The sequence below is a fragment of the Rhodococcoides fascians A44A genome (assembly GCF_000760735.1).
In the GTDB taxonomy this organism is placed as follows: Bacteria; Actinomycetota; Actinomycetes; order Mycobacteriales; family Mycobacteriaceae; genus Rhodococcoides; species Rhodococcoides fascians_E.
This window is the reverse complement of the sequence record NZ_JMEX01000009.1, coordinates 102,338-116,411: the sequence shown is the minus strand read 5'-3', so window position 1 is coordinate 116,411 and position 14,074 is coordinate 102,338. Positions and strand designations below refer to the sequence as shown.

Sequence of the window (14,074 nt, the reverse complement as noted above, 5' to 3'; positions counted from 1 at the left end):
ACCCAGGATGTCGAACGAAGCCAAAGGACGATCCGGGCCCGCCGCCATCGCAATCAATAGCTGCTGCCACCGAGCCGCCATGCGCTTTACGGTCTCGGCGTTGAAGATGTCGGTGCGGTACTCGACGATTCCGCTGATCCCATCGGGCTGACCGTCCGCAGTGAACCGCTCGCGCAGGCTGAATGCCAGGTCCATTCGAGCGGCTCCGATGTCGACTGACGCCGTCTCCACGTCGAGACCCGGCACCGAGATGTCGGGGACCGGGTCGTTCTGCCAGGCGAACAGGATTTGGATCAACGGATGGTGAGCCTGCGTACGGACCGGATTGAGGCGCTCGACAAGCGCATCGAACGGCACATCTTGGTTCGCGAACGCGTCCAGGCTCCGCTCCCGTACCTCCTCCAACAAATCACCGAAGTTCATCTCGGCTGAAACCCGCGTACGCAACACCAGCGTGTTGACGAAAAACCCGACCATGCCGTCAAACTCGGTTCGCCCCCGCCCCGCCGTCGGCACCCCGAACGCCACATCCGCGCTCCCGCTCAAACGCGCCAACAGCACCGAAAGCGCCGCCGACATCACCATGAACGTCGTCGCATTGCGTTCCCGCGCGATCCGCTGCGCCAATTCATGGAAATCCGCGGGCAGGTCGACGACGACTCGACCCCCATTCGTGTCGGTCTCCGCCGGGTACGACCGGTCCGTGGGAAGCTCCAACCTGCTGGGTAGATCTTTCAGGGCGTGTTCCCAGAATTTCAACTGCCCGGCGAGCACGCTTTGCGAATCCGCTTCGTCACCCAGCAGAGCGTGTTGCCAAAGCGTGTAGTCGGCGTACTGGACGGGAAGTGGCGACCAGGAAGGCGACTCGCCCGCAGCGCGGACTCCGTAGGCGCTCCATAGGTCACGCAGGAGCGGAGGAAGTGACCCCCCGTCGACTGCAATGTGGTGCATGACCACGACCAGACGATGGTCAGTGGCAGACACGACAAACAGCGCCGCGCGGAAAGGAAGGTCTTCGGCTAGGTCGAAAGCATGCTGACCCCGAACACGCGCTGCGTCGGATATTTGAAGTTCCGTCCAGGTGGTGGCGTCAATGATGTCCCAGTCGAAGTCAGTCTCAGCTGCAAGGACACGCTGCTCCGGCACACCAGCCACCGCTGGAAACACTGTCCGCAGACTCTCGTGCCGCTCCACAACATCAGCGATCGCCGCGCGCAGCGCACAGACATCCAAAGAACCGGTAATCTGAATCAGTAGCGGTATGTTGTACGTCGCCGACTGCCCTTCCATCTGGTGGATGAACCACAGCCGACGCTGAGCGAACGACAACGGCAATCGCTTGGGACGAGCTACTGGGACCCATGCCACGCCGCCACCCGGCGATCCACCCACCAACCGTGCGAACCCCGATACCGTTGAGGCTTCCCAGAGCGCCTTCACGCCGATCGATGAATCAAACGACTCCTGCACGGCCGCGATCACTCGCATCGCCGATAGCGAATTTCCGCCGAGGTCGAAGAACGAGTCGTCCACCCCTACCCGCGGTAGGTCCAGCACACGCGCAAAGATTTCAGCCAAAATTCCCTCAACCAAGGTCGACGGATTTCGGTAGGATCCGCCTGCGAACTCTGGATTCGGCAATGCCTGCTTGTCTAACTTGCCGTTGACCGTAAGCGGTAGGTCATCGACGATCATCACCACTGTGGGGACCATGTACTCCGGTAGGTGCGCGGCCACATCACCACGCACCACAGCACCATTTACTTTTGGACCGGTCTCCGCAGGTACGACGTAGCCGATCAGCTGCTTGCCCGAACTCGAAGACCTCACCACGACCGCGGCGCGCTCCACCCCCGCGACACGGGAAAGAGCAGCCTCGACCTCACCCGGTTCAACACGAAAACCACGGATCTTCACCTGGTCGTCCGAGCGGCCCACATACTCCAGCTCGCCCTCGCGGTTCCACCGCACTACGTCACCCGTCCGGTACATCCGCGAGCCCGGCGGGCCGAGCGGAGAAGCAACAAACCGCGACGCCGTCAGCCCCATGCGTTTCAAGTAGCCCAGGCCGACACCATGACCTGCCACATACAACTCTCCGACTACTCCTACCGGCACGCGGCGGAGACCGGTATTCAATACGAAGAAGGCAAGGTCAGCAAGCGGACCGCCCACGGGACTGACATGGCTGTCGAGGTCAGAAGAAACGATCCTCCGGAACGATGCGTGGACGGTGGTCTCTGTGGTGCCGTACATGTTGATCAGGTGCGGCCAGGAATCCAGCTGATCTAGCCAAGGTCGCAACTTCGACGGTTCGAGAGCTTCGCCTGCGAAGACAATCGCTTCTAGACCGCTCAGCCGAGACTCGCCCGGCCGGCGCATGTCGACTGCCTGCAGAGCATAAAATGCTGACGGTGTCTGACTCAGAACGGATACGTTCTGGTCTCGCAGTAGTTGATGAAAGTCGTTGGCGGACTGGGCAATTTCTCCAGGTACGACAACCAGTCGGCCACCGTGTAGCAGCGCGCCCCACATCTCCCATACCGACACATCGAACGCGTAGGAGTGGAAGAGTGACCACACCTGGTTTGAGGACGGCACGAACCCCGGAGCCGTCGAGCTGAACAATCGCGTGACGCTCGCCTGGGTAACGGCAACCCCTTTGGGGACACCGGTGGTACCGGAGGTGTAGATGATGTACGCGACTTGGCCGGCCTCTGGCGCAGGCAGAGCCGTAACCGGCTGCACGGCAATCGCGTCGTCGTCGACATCCACAACTTCGATACCAAAACAGTCTACCCGGCAAGTCAGTTCGGCAGTGGTCACGAGGGCAGCTGGAGCGGCATCGCCCAAGATGAACGCCACCCGCTCATCGGGGTGCTTGATGTCAATGGGTACATAGGTTGCGCCCAGTTTCAACACTGCCAGGATCGCGATTACTGTCTTGTTGGAACGCGGGAGCATGAGAGCAACAACTTCTCCTCCGCGTACCCCACGAACGGCTAGTAGATGTGCCAGTTGCGTGGAGGCCTCGTCAACTTCCCTGTAAGTCCATACCTGATCCTCGAAAACCATGGCGTGCGCTTCCGGCGCTCGATTCGCCTGTGCTGCAAACAGTTCGGCTATGGATATACTGGCGGCAGTCTGAGAGTGCGCAGAACGATTGCCCAGGCGGTCAAGATGAGTGTGTTCGTTTCTGTCTAGTACGTCGATCGAGATGACTGGCTGGTCGATCACGGCGATCATCTCGGCGATGATTCGCCCAAGCCTGACGATCATGGTCTCGACCGATGCAGCGTCGTAGACATCAGAGCGGTACTCGACCACTCCGTCGATTCCCTGCGGCTCGCCGAACTCGGAGTACCGCTCCCGGAGACTGAAGGTCAAGTCCATCCGGGCCTGTCGAGAAATGGTGGGTACCGCCTCTGCCAGCACCCCCGGCAAGTCCAACTCCGTGGAGATCTGGTTCTGCCATCCGAGCATGACCTGGACCAGTGGGTGATGCGATTGTGACCGAGCAGGTTTGACGAGATCCACCAGCGCGTCGAACGGGACATCCTGGTGGGCCAATGCGTCCAAAACCGCGTCCCGTACTTTTTGCAAGAGGCGACGGAACGTCGAACTGGCAGACACATCAACGCGGAGCACTACTGTGTTGGCGAAGAAACCGACCATCTCCGCAAGATCAGCGTCACGTCGGCCCGTAGTTGGAACACCGAAAGCGACATCGGAGGTGCCGCTTAGTTCGGACAACAGCACCGCCAGCGCCGTCGAAATCACCATGAAGCCGGTAGAACGATGCTCCCGGGCCAACTGTCGCACCTGCTCTTGCATCGACACGGGCCATTCGATGGGGATTCGATTGCCTCGATAGTCGGCCACGACCGGATAAGGGCGGTCGGTTGGGAGCTCAAGCCGCCCCTCGTATCCGGCTAGCGTGTTCTTCCAGTAAAGGAGGTGCCGGCTCAGCGCACTGTCGGGGTCGGACTCGTCGCCGAGCGACTCACGCTGACGGAGCGTGTAATCCCGATATCGCAATGGCAACGGCACCCAGGCAGGCACCTCTACGCCCACATGGGCCCTGTACGCCAGCCCGACGTCGCGTACGAGGGGCGTGAGGGACTGGCCGTCTGACGCGATGTGATGCATCAGGAGCACCAATACATGCTGATCGGCCGATAGTCTGAAGAGCTGCGCTCGGAACGGAATCTCAAAGCTGAGGTCGAATTTGTATCCCACTGCCTGTGCGACTGCATCGTTCAACGCGTCTGTCGACCACCCTGACGCTTCGACTACGTCCCAGCCGAAGTCTGCGTCGGCCGAGCCAAGAACACGCTGCTCCGGCACACCCTCATGGGAGGGGAAAACAGTCCGCAAACTTTCGTGTCGACTCACGACATCGCCGATTGCCCTGCCCAGCGAATGAACACTGAGCTCACCAGTCAGGCGTAAGACCAGAGGAATATTGTAAGTTGACGACAATCCCTCCAACTGGTGGATAAACCACAGCCTACGCTGCGCAAAAGACAACGGGATCAATGCTCAACCCTTTCAGCGCCCAGCAAAACACTTCCTTGCGAACCACTCGGGTGACCACCCTCAGCGTTAGATTCAGACCCGAAATATTTCATCAGCAAGCTACAACAAGTCGACGAGCTCGGCCGACATAAATTCGCGCATCCCGATGGCCCCCGAAACCAAACCGAAGTACCGAGATGTAAGTTCGGGCGAATTGGCAATGGCATGCAGCATGCGCAACCGGGACTTCGTCGGTTGAAGCTTCGCCAGGGCGAGAGTACTCATGTACGGCTCCTCTAGAACAGCTCCTGTCGACAGTGCAAAGTGCACCATCGCCTCATCTACTGCGACCGAGTTCCCGACATCCACCCCGGAAATAGAATCGGTGAGCAGGTCGGCTTGAATCAGCGCATTGGTGATGCCGCGGGCGCTGATCGAGTCAAGGTGGTGAGCCGCATCCCCCGTCAATGCCCAGCCCGGACCGTGCGATTTACGGAAATAGTTGCGTTGGTCCCCCGTACCCCACCACCGATCCACTCGGTCGAGTGCCATAATTTGTTCGTATAAATCCGGCGCTGTCGATTCGATCGCGGACAAGTACGCCCTCTGCGGGTCCCGCCGAACGACCGAGAATTCGCTCTGCGGCAGGTAAGCTGCCACAATTGTCAGGTCGTCATGTGTTGGAATACGGGCTATCCAGCGGCCGACTCGCTCATGGAATCCGAATCCTGTTCGCAAGCCTTGCCAGAAGGTGTAGTACACGCAGCTTGCTATGGGTGCCGATCGGAGGATCGGTGCCTGAACAAGTTCCGCGACCTTTGATCGCATACCGTCGGCCCCAATAACCAATCGAGCAGACACCGATGTGGTCGAATTTCCACTCCGGAGGCGAACTCCGGCGACGCGTTCGTCGTGCCAAATCAATTCTAGGACCGACGTCCGATCCGAGAACTCCGCGCCCGCTGACACGGCAGCTCGAATGAGTAGATCGTCGAGTATGTACCGCCGTGGTGCGTAAGCGGCATTAACACCGTCCTTCGCCGGGGTAGCAGCGATCAGACTCAGTCCATCCACATCGTGACTAATAGTGCCCAAAGGCGGACAACCGGAGGCCACAACATCATCGAGCATCCCCCACTGTGCGAGTCTCACGACCCCAGGGTGCTGGATATACAACGTGGACATGGTGTCCGCCGGAAAGGAGGCCCTATCGACCAGCAGAACACTTCGCCCCTGTCTGGCTAACAGCAGTGCCACCGAAGCGCCGGCACATCGCGCCCCAACAACAACAACGTCGTAATCCATTACCAACCTTCTGGCTTTCTCTGGCGATGACACCGACTTGGTCACGTTCGCCGGTCGGCTCTTTTGCCGGATTTTGGTCCGGAAGCAATCCCCCGGAATCCCAACTTCATTCCGAAGGTAGAACGATTGACCTGCTCGACGAGTCGGAATGGCGGCGGACAAGGTGCGTGAGAGCAGTAGCACAATTTATAAACTCCGCTTGCATCCGTAAACCGATGAACAGACCAGGCCGAAATGGCTGAGCCGGTGCGAAATTGAAGGTTTACAAATGGCGGGCACGGAATGCTCTTTTGGCGCAAAAGGCTCCCGGGCCGTGGGTTCCGTCGGTGCGTCCGACATGTCCCCATCAGAAGTTGTTGTAGTCACCATGGCTGTACTCCCGCATGAACGAAGCTAGTTCTTTGCCTCGCCCGGCGTGGTTCGCGCTGAAGTGGTCCGCCACCCGTCGCCTGGTCTCGAGGTTCTGCTCCTGGCTGAGCTTGAACATGCCATCCGCCGATTCCACCTCAAAACTGAATGCACCCACAGCCGGACCGATCCTTCGGTAGTGGTCCAGCGAACTGTCCATCTCCCACCCGCTGCCGAATTTCTGCTCGTACGTACTGACTGTCAATTGAACGACCTTGAGCGTCTCCTCGAAATCGGCAACAGGTTGCAGCTTTCCTCGGAGATGTACCGAGACGTAGTTCCAGGTCGGTGCTACAGAATCGCGTTGGTAGACACTTGGGGTGACATACCCATGAGGCCCGGTGAAAATAAGTTGGGCATCCGCACCGTCGACGAGCGAGTCCCAGTGGGGATTGGCCCGGTTCATGTGCCCAAACAGTGTCGATCCTTCTAAGTCCTCGCTCTCTGAAGGGGCGCAGGGAGCACAGATGACTGGCAAATGGGTGGCGTACGGGGCCTTGGGGCCGTTTGAGATCAGAGCCGCAAAAGGGTACTGCGCAACCACGCGGCGCAGCCATGTCCGATCACTTGCCTTGTAGATCCGGGGGACGTACATGGTCATCTCCTGAGAATGGATTGGGCGATTTCACCGGATCTGACTGCAGTGTTGGACAGGAGACCAGCAGAAAGTCCATGGCTGTGTTCGGTACTGGCACCGTGCACATAGATACCGGCGCGCACCGCATCCGACGTCGTCACTCGGTAGTCGCGTCCCACGCTGAGCCGTCCCTGCTCGTCGTGCTTACATTCGCGCATCAGGCCCTGGAGTAGCGGTGCCGGGTCACTTGGCCGGTAGCCGGTGGCGTAGACGATCACGTCTGCTTCGATGGTATGGGTCAGACCGGTGGCCGAGGATGTGACCTCGACCCGTACGCCGTCTGTGTCCTCGTCGACGGATGTGACGCGCGAGGTGTTGATCATCCGTAACCGCTGTTTGCCCAGGACCTTCTCCTGGTAGCTCTTGAGATACAGCGACTGTGAAATATCGAGATCGACCACTGAGTAATTGGTGTTGGCGTGGTATTCGAGGAGCCTCTGCTTCTCGTCGGTCGGAGCGGAGAAGAACCGGTCAACTCCCTCCGGATCGAAAATTCCATTCGCATACGGGCTGTCATCGGCGACGCTGTAGCCGTAGCGGGACAGGACGGTGTGCACATTGGCGCGAGGGAAAGTCCGATGAAGGTAGTCAGCAACTTCGGCGGCACTTTGGCCAGAGCCCACGACGACAAAATTTTGAGGGACGTATGTAACTGCGGCTGCTCTGCCCAGCAGTTGGGAGCTGTGCCAGATCCGCTCAGATCTGTTGACACCATCGGGAAGTCGAGGCGTCAAACCCATTCCGATCACGATGTTCCGCGCCCGCTGAACAACGTCATCTGGGCCGACTACATCGACGTACTCCACCACGCCATTCTCGACTACTGGTCGGATGTCTTTGATCTCGGACCCGTACGAGACGTTTGACTGAAATTGGCTAGCTGCCCACTCCAGGTAGTCATGAAACTCCACCCGCAGTGGGTAGAGAGTTTTGCTGTTGATGAACTCAGCAATTCTCTCTTTCTCTCGGAGGTAGGACACAAACGTATACCGACTCATCGGATTGCGCATGGTGGCAAGGTCTTTGAGAAAAGAGACCTGCATGGTCGCATCCTCCATGAGCATCCCACGGTGCCAGCCGAAACGAGGCTGGAGCTCGTAGAACTTCATGCTGAACTTTGCCGGCACCGGTCCGGGCTGGATGGACTCTTGAAGAGCTATCGCGAGAGCGAGGTTGGAGGGTCCAAAACCGACCCCAACAACGTCCGCGACGGACGAGCCTGACTGTGCTCCCATCGAGCTACGACCTAATTTCGTTGTGGTAGGCATCGGCTGGGATGCCCTCAACCGAATTGGTCGTTCCCGGCCGCATAGTTGGTCCGACATTAGTTGTCTGGCTGCGGTTTTCGGCCTGAGCAATGGCGAGTGACTTGGGGCGCAAATCGGTCCAGTGGGTGTCGACGTACTCCAGACAAGCAGTCCGCTTGGCCTCGCCGAACACTCTTGACCAACCGGCCGGGACGTCGATAAAGACCGGCCAGAGAGAGTGCTGCCCCTCCTCGTTGGTGAGAACGAAATAGCTGCCGTCTTCATCGTCGAACGGATTGCTCATGGTCCTCGCTTACTCGGAGAGTTGCAGTACGCCTGCTGTGCATTTCGGTACCAGTCGAGTCTGCCTAGCAGCGAATACGTTGGTCCCCTTTGTGGCACGAAGGGAGTAGGTAATACCTCAGAAAACTACAACTTTGGATGTAGTTTTAGCGAAGACAAGTCCGGGCAGAAACCTTCGTGCACTGCGACAGCTAGGCTCCGGCTGTGTCAGATGGGTGGTCGTATCGGTGTGAGTCGGTCAAGCACGGCACACAGGTAGGTCGTCCTGGGGGCGCGTCGAGTCCCGCAAGAAATGCATGGTTGTGCTTCGTGGAGGCCAGACCGCAGGTCCAAGGTGTCTATCTGCTTCGATTCGCGGTTGGAATTGCCGGCGTATCAGCGACTGCAGGGCCTGTCGGTGTCGGACAATTAGCGGCCGGCGCGTTGACCTGGTGGGCCGTCGTGATATCGACGTACTTGTTCAATGGTGTGACTGACGTCCTTGAGGATGTGGCAAACGCGTCGCAGCGACCGATTGCGCGGGGGGAACTGGCAGTCCGTACAGCCCGGTGGGTCAGCGTGGCTACGGCGATCACAGCCCTGCTGATGGCTGCAGTTGCGGGGCGCGAGATGTGGTGCTGGACCTTCGCCTTCCTGACGCTTGGGTGGGTGTACTCGGCACCGCCACTGGCTGCCAAGCGTTGGAGTTTGTCTTCTTCTGTAGTGATATTCGGCCTCGGCTGGGCAAGTTATGCTGCCGGAGCGGCCGCCGGCGGCGGAGGATTTGGGCGTACGGAACAAGTCTTCTGCGCATCGATGGCAACATGGATGGCGTTGGTGGGAGCGGTCGTGAAGGACCTATCCGATGCCCACGGGGACGCCATTGGTGGGAGGCGCACTCTGGCAGCGCAACGTGGACTCAGCTCTGCACGGCGGCTGGCCATATTCGGAACGACTGTCGTTGGAGTATGCGCACCGATCGCCTCACTGCTATGGGCACCGCTCGCACTGTTCGGAACATTGCCGTTGACTGCTGGAGCTCTCTGGGTGATGGCGCTATGCGCGCGGGCGAACGACTATGACCTGAAGGCACGGCGCTGCGGGTACCGCGCTTTCATGGCCACCCAGTACGCAGCAAACCTCGCGATGCTCGGCACCCTCCTGGTGCGCGCGGTATGAAATTGCGGGCCGCTAGATGCGGCTGCCGAATAGCCTGTGCAACGCGTCCATACGGGACGACGCCCCAAGTTTCAGATAGGCGTTGGACAGATGCCGCTTGACTGTGAGCTCTGAAATATTCAGAGTGCGAGCGATCTGCCGGTTGGTCATCGCGAACGCCACAGCCTCCAAGACTTCAAGCTCCCGGTTGGTCAAAGATGCGTCTGACGCGGCCTCAAGCACTCGAAGTTGCCTGTCCCTCAAATGGCCTCGGGTCTCCTCGTAGCTGAGCATGCCCGTGTGAAGGCGGCCACCGGCAGCAAGGCGAAAAGCGGCGTTGATGCGTCTCCAGACCCCAGGTCGGTGTGTCAAGGGTGCCTCTTTGGCGGCCAGCTCTATTGCAGGCTCAAGGGATGACCACAGAATCTCCACAGCTCGCACGGACTCCGAAGCCGGTATTGCCTGTAGGGCTCGATGCGAGCCGAGCAACCGGGTGTACTCGTCTGGAATCGCCGACCGAGTAGTCGAAGACGTGGGAAGGCCTAATGCATCTACGCACTCGTTGAGGATTGCCAGTGCTTGGCGGCGGCACTGTGACCACACCCCCGGATTGATCCCGAGGGGACTATTCTCGCGTAGCAAAGTGGTTCTGTACGCCGTCACTACCTCTGGAATCGCGGCCCGTAGCGACGCCGCAGCCATTGCGTAAGGCATATGTTCCCCGAACTCCTGTTCCCTAGCCCAGGATACAAGACCATATGGTCCGTTGCCGTGCAATAGCGAGCCATGGATGCGTTGAGGGTTCGACCTACTGTTTCGTGTAGATGAATGTCAGGCTTCGTGAAGGTCTTGACGTCACCGGGTGGGTAGGCGGAGCAGAGCGGTCACTGCTTCCGGAGCAGAATCTATCGTGTTGGCCAATCGTTGCTGTACTGCTCAGAGACCGTCTCGTGGTCACGATAGAGCTGTTTACGTTTGCGCTTCGAGAGGCGGTCGCCGAAAACGATACCGTTGATGTGATCGGTTTCGTGTTGGAAACAACGCCCGAGCGTGCCGCCTGCGTTGAGTTCGATCTGGTTACCGTACTGGTCCTGTCCTCGACAGATAGAGAACTCTGGCCGTGCGAGGTCGGTGTATGCGCCGGGGAGGGACAAGCATCCTTCACCGAAATCGATGAGGTGTCGATCGTTTCCTTCGGCGAGTTCGACTACCGGATTGCAGACGACACCAGTTCGCCGTGTCCCGGTCTCGTCACTGCAATCGTAGATGAACACCGCAAGGTCGATGCCTACCTGCTGAGCGGCGAGGCCGGCACCGTCCGCAGCAGTATTGGTCGCGAACATATCGGCAAGCAGACTTTGCAGATCAGGACCGAAGTCGGTCACCGGTCGAGCCGATGTGTGCAGGACAGGGTCGCCCCATCGGACGATTGGTCGAGCATTGCCGAGGCGCAGAAGTTCAGAGACAGGCATGACTCGTATGCTCCACCCTGGCTACGTTAGAAGCAACCGATGAGGTTTGTTTTGGGCGCGTATCACGTTTTGTGGCCGTCATCATGGTGCGGAGTGGCTCGACGAGAGCATCCGATCGCGCAGGGCCCATGACAAGTGACCGTCTCTATTCCGATTCTTCGCCGGTGTCGATGGCTCCGTCGATGGGTCCGGTCTGGGGGTCTTCGGCTTGGACGGCGCGAAAGTCGGCGCGCGGCATGATGTCTGGATGAAATTGCCATGGTGCGCGGCGTTCTCGTCGGTGTGGTGGCGGTGAGGCCTTTTCGGTGGGCATGTCTGTTTGTTCCTTTCGCTGATGGTCAGTCCGTGTCGATGTCTTCGAGTTGCACGACGAGCCTTTCCCTGACCCTCTGACCTGGTCGCTCGTAGGGGACGAAGTGCGAGTTGACGACTCGGTAGCGGGTGCCCCGTGGGAGGAGGTGGCTCGTGTCGTCGCCCTTGTCCGATGCTCCGAGGTACAGCCCTCGTGTTGTTTGGATCTCGAATACGGCGTCCGTCGGATGGCTGTGTGCGTCGAGTTCGTGGATCGAGTGGCGGGCGCCGGTGAAGCGGTCGAAAGCTATGACCGAGCCGGGTGAGAGGGTCTCGGGTAGCTCGGATGGATGGATGACGGCGTGGGGCAAGCTCACAACGGTGTAGACCAGGTGTCCACGTCCGGACTCACGCTCGTATCGCTGGATTGCGCGGTCGACTCTCTGGATGTGGCGGCGCTGGTCGTCGTCGAGCCGAACTGCATCACCGTTGACATCGGACAATGCGTCGTTGGTGCGTTTCCAATTTTCTGGATCTCCGATCAGTGTGCTCATCGCACGGTGCTGGGCTCGGGGAACGCTCTGCTCGACAGTCCTTTTGGTGGCTGATCGCGCATTGCGCTGGCGGGCGCTGAGGCTTCGACGGAGTTCGATCGCGGCCGGCAGCGAACGTCTTTTTCGTTCGTTCGTGATCGGCGCGGCGGTGTTGCGGGGGAAGGCGCGTTCGAGGTCGCGGCGCGCGCGTGTCAGACCGGGCAGTCCTTCGATGTCGGTATCGAGGCCGCGGGCATGCTCGCGATTCGCGGCTCGGTCGGCGAAGGATGCGTGCGGGAGCACCACCCCTTGCTTCTTCTCCAGCTCTCCGCTGGATCCTCGATCGGGGTCGAACGCGCCCCCGTCTGGGGTGACGCGGTTACGACTACGGCGCGCGGAGGACATCGGACCTCACCCGGAGGGGGTCTTGCGGTCCCGGATACAGAGTCGGTACTGCGGCCCCGCGGGGGGCGGCGGTACCGACTCGACCTGCAGCGCCGCCGAAGTATTCGACAGCGCTGCAGCAAGTGCACGCTCGGCGGACGCCTCCACCGAGCAGTGCGACAGCTTGGGTCATCGTCCCGGCCGGCCGGGCAGGTCGGTTCCGGTTCCTATCGTCCATGCGACATCGACGACGTCGGACAGGGTCCGGCTCAGGTGGCCACAACTCGTGCATACGCCGGGCAGCTTCTGTGAAATCAGATCGAAGAAGTGCTCGTCGCACGCGAGGTGGGCCATGAGCTGTCCGCCGGCGCAGCAATCTTTCATGGCCACCGCCCACCATGCGCCCCGCGGTCCCGCTCCCCCGTCCCTGGGTTCCAGCGCGCAGACGTCGCAGGCCAGCTCGATATGGGTGATCGCGTCGGTTCGGTCGGTGCTCATCGCACAGCCCCCTCTGGTTGTCGACGGGATGTCATGTCAGCTCGCCATGGCGTCGTGCTCGCCGTGCTCGTTGTGGTGATCACTCCGGTGTTCCTCCGACGCCGGTGCGGCATGGTTCTGCTGCCCACTGTCGTGCCCGTGGGGTTCGCCGCCGGTGGCGGCGGTTTCTGCCGGCGGGGTCTGCGTGGGTTCTTTCTTGCTGGTGGCCGGTTTTGCGACTCCCTTCAGTGATGGCCGGACGTAGCCGCCCTTCTTCAGTTGGGCGGTGGTGAAGCCTGCAGCTTTGGCGGCGTCGTAGGCCACGATGAATTCGGCGGTCGAGTCGACATGTTCGGCCTGCGCTTTGGCGACTGCTTCGGCCTTCTGCCGGCTGTTCTCGGCTGCTTCGACAAGGTTGCGCATTGCGGTGAACTGCGGGCCGAGGATCTCGCGGGTGGTTGCATCGGCCTGGTCGGCGGTCTTGGGCATGAGATTCCTTCTTTCATGTTGTGTGCGAGGGACTTTCATTTCCTCTTGGGGAGGAGATTTGTGTGGCCGATCGTGTGGTCAGTTCGCCGGTTCGGTCTCGCCCGCAGTTGTCACCGCGGTGTTGCCGAGACCGCAGAGTTGCGTGGCCGCGACAGCATCACCGCGGGTGATGGGCAAGGCGTATGTCTGCGCCACACGAAGATATTTCGCCGCAAATGCACATGCGAGGTCGTCGTTGCTCGGATGCCACTGAGAAAGCCCACGTTGGGCTCGATGTTCAACTGCCTGCGCGCTGGCGACGATGATGTTGGTCTGTACGTCGCTGACAAAGCGTTGCTGCTGTTCGGGTGCCCATGCAGCAGCACCCAACGCCCACGCCGCGTCCAGCGGGTAGACGTAATCGCTTGCTGCAGCATCTTTCTCAGATGCTGCATCGAATTCGACGGTGACACCGGTGTATGGATCATTCAACACGCCCTGTGCCACAACGCAATTGTCCGTTCCGGCAGCGAATGTGACGGCCTCGAGCTCCGCTGCCAATGCGATGTTCCTGGTGTCGCATCCGTGATCGCTGCCTGGCGGCCGCACGAGAAGTTCCGCCAAGCGCTGACCGTCGGGCCACCTGGCCGTGCTGTCGATATCGTCGACGACGGGCAGGGCGTCGAGAAGGCTCGCAACGGTGATGACGTCGTGGAAGACCTGGGGTGGTGGTGGCGCAGTGTCGGCCTCGTGGTGATCCGTCGTGATCACCACGGCAGCCGCGGCCGCCACAGCGACCATCACGGCTGCGGCAATGGCTGTCCATGCGGTCTGATGTGTCTTCGCCATGATGGCAATCACCTCTTCGGGAGCTGTCGAGTTCGGGGAGGGAAG

At 60.1% G+C, this 14,074-nt stretch carries 13 protein-coding genes; 1 reads left to right on the top strand and 12 read right to left on the bottom strand.

Translation table 11 applies throughout. From position 1 onward, the window contains the following. The 5 genes from BH95_RS28040 to BH95_RS27250 form a co-directional block, all read right to left on the bottom strand. Positions 1-4,539 (bottom strand): non-ribosomal peptide synthetase (locus BH95_RS28040; RefSeq protein WP_208601219.1); only part of this gene is annotated, 4,539 nt, incomplete at its 3' end. A 99-nt stretch (positions 4,540-4,638) separates the two neighbouring features. Next, positions 4,639-5,823 carry an NAD(P)/FAD-dependent oxidoreductase gene (locus tag BH95_RS27265; protein WP_015586168.1) on the bottom strand — a complete coding sequence of 395 codons (1,185 nt, stop codon included), beginning with the start codon at positions 5,821-5,823 and terminating at the stop codon, positions 4,639-4,641. A 346-nt stretch (positions 5,824-6,169) separates the two neighbouring features. Continuing rightward, positions 6,170-6,832, bottom strand: coding sequence for an FMN-binding negative transcriptional regulator (locus BH95_RS27260; RefSeq protein ID WP_202902192.1), 663 nt, complete (start codon positions 6,830-6,832; stop codon positions 6,170-6,172). After that, the gene (locus BH95_RS27255) at positions 6,829-8,103 is read right to left on the bottom strand and encodes a lysine N(6)-hydroxylase/L-ornithine N(5)-oxygenase family protein (protein ID WP_015586166.1); all 1,275 of its coding nucleotides are present in this window, start codon (positions 8,101-8,103) and stop codon (positions 6,829-6,831) included. Before BH95_RS27255 ends, BH95_RS27260 begins: the two co-directional genes overlap by 4 nt. Before the next feature lie 4 nt (positions 8,104-8,107). Next, positions 8,108-8,419, bottom strand: coding sequence for an MbtH family protein (locus BH95_RS27250; RefSeq protein WP_015586165.1), 312 nt, complete (start codon positions 8,417-8,419; stop codon positions 8,108-8,110). Positions 8,420-8,622: 203 nt separating this feature from the next. On the opposite strand from BH95_RS27250, the gene BH95_RS28035 reads away from it, so the two are divergent. Beyond that, complete coding sequence (locus BH95_RS28035) at positions 8,623-9,576, top strand: UbiA family prenyltransferase (protein WP_080730065.1); 954 nt, start codon at positions 8,623-8,625, stop codon at positions 9,574-9,576. Between the two features lie 12 nt (positions 9,577-9,588). On the opposite strand, the gene BH95_RS29880 is transcribed toward BH95_RS28035, so the two are convergent. From BH95_RS29880 to BH95_RS28025, 7 genes are all read right to left on the bottom strand, one after another. Continuing rightward, on the bottom strand, positions 9,589-9,849 hold the full coding sequence (locus BH95_RS29880; RefSeq protein ID WP_080730074.1) for a helix-turn-helix domain-containing protein: 261 nt from the start codon (positions 9,847-9,849) through the stop codon (positions 9,589-9,591). Positions 9,850-10,460: 611 nt separating this feature from the next. Continuing rightward, a complete protein-coding gene (gene def / locus BH95_RS27235; protein WP_015586162.1) occupies positions 10,461-11,027 on the bottom strand; it encodes a peptide deformylase in 567 nt (188 codons plus the stop codon). A gap of 145 nt (positions 11,028-11,172) precedes the next feature. After that, positions 11,173-11,340, bottom strand: a complete 168-nt coding sequence (locus tag BH95_RS28955; RefSeq protein WP_155289036.1) for a hypothetical protein — start codon at positions 11,338-11,340, stop codon at positions 11,173-11,175. A gap of 25 nt (positions 11,341-11,365) precedes the next feature. Further along, positions 11,366-12,256, bottom strand: coding sequence for a hypothetical protein (locus BH95_RS27230; RefSeq protein ID WP_015586160.1), 891 nt, complete (start codon positions 12,254-12,256; stop codon positions 11,366-11,368). Between the two features lie 168 nt (positions 12,257-12,424). Continuing rightward, on the bottom strand, positions 12,425-12,733 hold the full coding sequence (locus tag BH95_RS27225; RefSeq protein ID WP_015586159.1) for a hypothetical protein: 309 nt from the start codon (positions 12,731-12,733) through the stop codon (positions 12,425-12,427). Positions 12,734-12,769: 36 nt separating this feature from the next. Next, positions 12,770-13,201, bottom strand: a complete 432-nt coding sequence (locus BH95_RS27220; RefSeq protein WP_015586158.1) for a hypothetical protein — start codon at positions 13,199-13,201, stop codon at positions 12,770-12,772. A 78-nt stretch (positions 13,202-13,279) separates the two neighbouring features. After that, the gene (locus tag BH95_RS28025; protein ID WP_015586157.1) at positions 13,280-14,029 is read right to left on the bottom strand and encodes a hypothetical protein; all 750 of its coding nucleotides are present in this window, start codon (positions 14,027-14,029) and stop codon (positions 13,280-13,282) included. Positions 14,030-14,074: the final 45 nt, after the last annotated feature.

Bases quoted from the DNA above. Each gene is read 5' to 3' on its own strand.
- BH95_RS27265 (WP_015586168.1), bottom strand. From the start codon at position 5,823: ATGGATTACGACGTTGTTGTTGTTGGGGCGCGATGTGCCGGCGCTTCG.
- BH95_RS27260 (WP_202902192.1), bottom strand. From the start codon at position 6,832: ATGACCATGTACGTCCCCCGGATCTACAAGGCAAGTGATCGGACATGG.
- BH95_RS27255 (WP_015586166.1), bottom strand. From the start codon at position 8,103: ATGGGAGCACAGTCAGGCTCGTCCGTCGCGGACGTTGTTGGGGTCGGT.
- BH95_RS27250 (WP_015586165.1), bottom strand. From the start codon at position 8,419: ATGAGCAATCCGTTCGACGATGAAGACGGCAGCTATTTCGTTCTCACC.
- BH95_RS29880 (WP_080730074.1), bottom strand. From the start codon at position 9,849: ATGCTCAGCTACGAGGAGACCCGAGGCCATTTGAGGGACAGGCAACTT.
- def (WP_015586162.1), bottom strand. From the start codon at position 11,027: ATGCCTGTCTCTGAACTTCTGCGCCTCGGCAATGCTCGACCAATCGTC.
- BH95_RS28955 (WP_155289036.1), bottom strand. From the start codon at position 11,340: ATGCCCACCGAAAAGGCCTCACCGCCACCACACCGACGAGAACGCCGC.
- BH95_RS27230 (WP_015586160.1), bottom strand. From the start codon at position 12,256: ATGTCCTCCGCGCGCCGTAGTCGTAACCGCGTCACCCCAGACGGGGGC.
- BH95_RS27225 (WP_015586159.1), bottom strand. From the start codon at position 12,733: ATGAGCACCGACCGAACCGACGCGATCACCCATATCGAGCTGGCCTGC.
- BH95_RS27220 (WP_015586158.1), bottom strand. From the start codon at position 13,201: ATGCCCAAGACCGCCGACCAGGCCGATGCAACCACCCGCGAGATCCTC.
- BH95_RS28025 (WP_015586157.1), bottom strand. From the start codon at position 14,029: ATGGCGAAGACACATCAGACCGCATGGACAGCCATTGCCGCAGCCGTG.